This window comes from [Clostridium] clostridioforme AGR2157, assembly GCF_000424325.1.
Lineage (GTDB): Bacteria > Bacillota > Clostridia > Lachnospirales > Lachnospiraceae > Enterocloster > Enterocloster clostridioformis_A.
The window spans coordinates 1-1,691 of sequence record NZ_AUJR01000126.1 but is presented as its reverse complement, the minus strand read 5'-3'; the positions used below and the strand labels follow the sequence as shown (position 1 = coordinate 1,691).

Genomic DNA, 1,691 nt, shown 5'->3' with positions numbered 1-1,691 from the left:
TTACGGACGCTGTCGCCATACGCGGATATCCCTGGGCTTGGGCAACGGAATTTACATACTTTGTCAGGCTGGCAGGATACCATAGTTCGGTGGCAAGGCCAAAAGCGGTTGGTTTTTGGCAGGCAATGCTATAGGTGCTTTGCTTACGTTTTCAATATTTATATTTTCAAGCAATTTAGTGTTGATTACCGCAGCTATTGTAGGAATTGGATTTTTCTTTGCTCCGGTTTACCCGACTTCCATTGCAGCATGTGGTGAAGCACTGGAGGGAAGCAGTTTAGCAATGGGGACATTATTAACCATGGCTGGTTTTGGAAAAATCATTATGCCCTATCTTGTTGGATTAATTGCTTCTAAAATCAACATTTTTGCAGGTATGGCGTCTATATTAGTTGTACTCTTTTTAATGGTTGCATTTATCCTGGTACTAATAGTTAAGAATAAGAGTAAATAAGTGTTAATTTAGAAGGGAGTGTTTATAATCAAAGTTCCAGAATTGAAACAAGCAGAAGCATATCTAAATTGGGCAGAAAAATGTAATCCCGGTCCTTGGGTTGCGCATTCTAAGGTAGTTGCAAGAGCTGCTGGAGAAATTGCGATTGCCTGTAAGTTAGATAAAGAGACTGCACAAGTTATCGGATTGTTACATGATTTAGGACGATATAAAGGCGTAACAGCTATGATGCACATTTTTGATGGCTATGAGTATCTTTTAAATGAGGGCTATGAAGATGCAGCACAAATTTGCATTACACATTCTTTTCCGATACAAGATATATCTGTATATAGCGGAGAAAATGATTGCCCAGCAGAAACATACAAAAAAATTAATTCTATTCTGCTTAATGCACAATATACGGATTATGACCGTTTAATTCAGCTATGTGATAGTTTAGCTTTACCCGCAGGAGTATGCTTATTAGAAAAACGGTTATTCGATGTTGCACTTCGACACGGTGTTAATGAGTACACAATACCGAAATGGAAGTCTATATTTACTATATGGAAGTATTTTACAAAAAAAAGTGGAATAAATTTATACACGCTTTTTGAAGAAGTAAATTCTGTGACTTTTGAAAAGTAATACTTTGTTTTTATTATGGCTTTAGCCAGTTGAGTGTGTTGGAGTTTCTCTGGTGAGGAACGGAGACGCGCGAAACAGAAAACCATCTGCTTCGCGGGTGGTGCAGCAAGTGCTTATAGCATAAAAATCGCCTTTCCGTTAGAATAGAGTTGTTCAAGCTACTATCTAAGAAAGGAAAGGTGATTTTAATGGCACACAAGAATCATGATATGGCACATACAAAGTGGATGTGCAAATACCACATAGTGTTCACTGTAAGCGCTTTATAATCGACCGGATAGCAAAACTCCAACTTTTGTGAGATACTTCATGTGAACAGTATCCCGCTCTACCGTCAGGAGGCGGGCTGGAAACAGCTGGGCGTAAAGATTCTGAGGGCAACGCTGGCAAACTGGGTCATTCGGTGCGGCATGGACTATATGGGGCCGGTATATGAGCAGCTCCGCCACCATCTACTGGAGAGGGACATCATCCATGCGGACGAAACGCCCTGCCAGGTGTTAAAGGAGAACGGGAAAACGGCACAGTCCAAGTCTTATATGTGGCTGTATGGGTCTGGGAACGACGGGCTGCCGCCGATCCGCTTGTACGATTATCAGCCCAGCCG

General features: G+C 41.4%; 3 protein-coding genes and 1 pseudogene. All 4 read left to right on the top strand.

The window, feature by feature from the left end; all coding sequences use genetic code 11:
• The first annotated feature begins 115 nt into the window (after nt 1-115).
• Nucleotides 116-454, top strand: coding sequence for a hypothetical protein (locus G614_RS0123950; protein WP_027643884.1), 339 nt, complete (start codon nt 116-118; stop codon nt 452-454).
• A gap of 18 nt (nt 455-472) precedes the next feature.
• Nucleotides 473-1,084 (top strand): HD domain-containing protein, encoded by a 612-nt coding sequence (locus G614_RS0123945; protein WP_155245145.1) that lies wholly within the window; start codon nt 473-475, stop codon nt 1,082-1,084.
• A 188-nt stretch (nt 1,085-1,272) separates the two neighbouring features.
• Nucleotides 1,273-1,338 (top strand): annotated as a pseudogene (locus G614_RS35240) (IS200/IS605 family transposase); the annotation flags it as partial.
• A gap of 57 nt (nt 1,339-1,395) precedes the next feature.
• A partial coding sequence (locus tag G614_RS28965) for an IS66 family transposase (RefSeq protein WP_044918848.1) occupies nt 1,396-1,691 on the top strand: 296 nt, incomplete at its 3' end.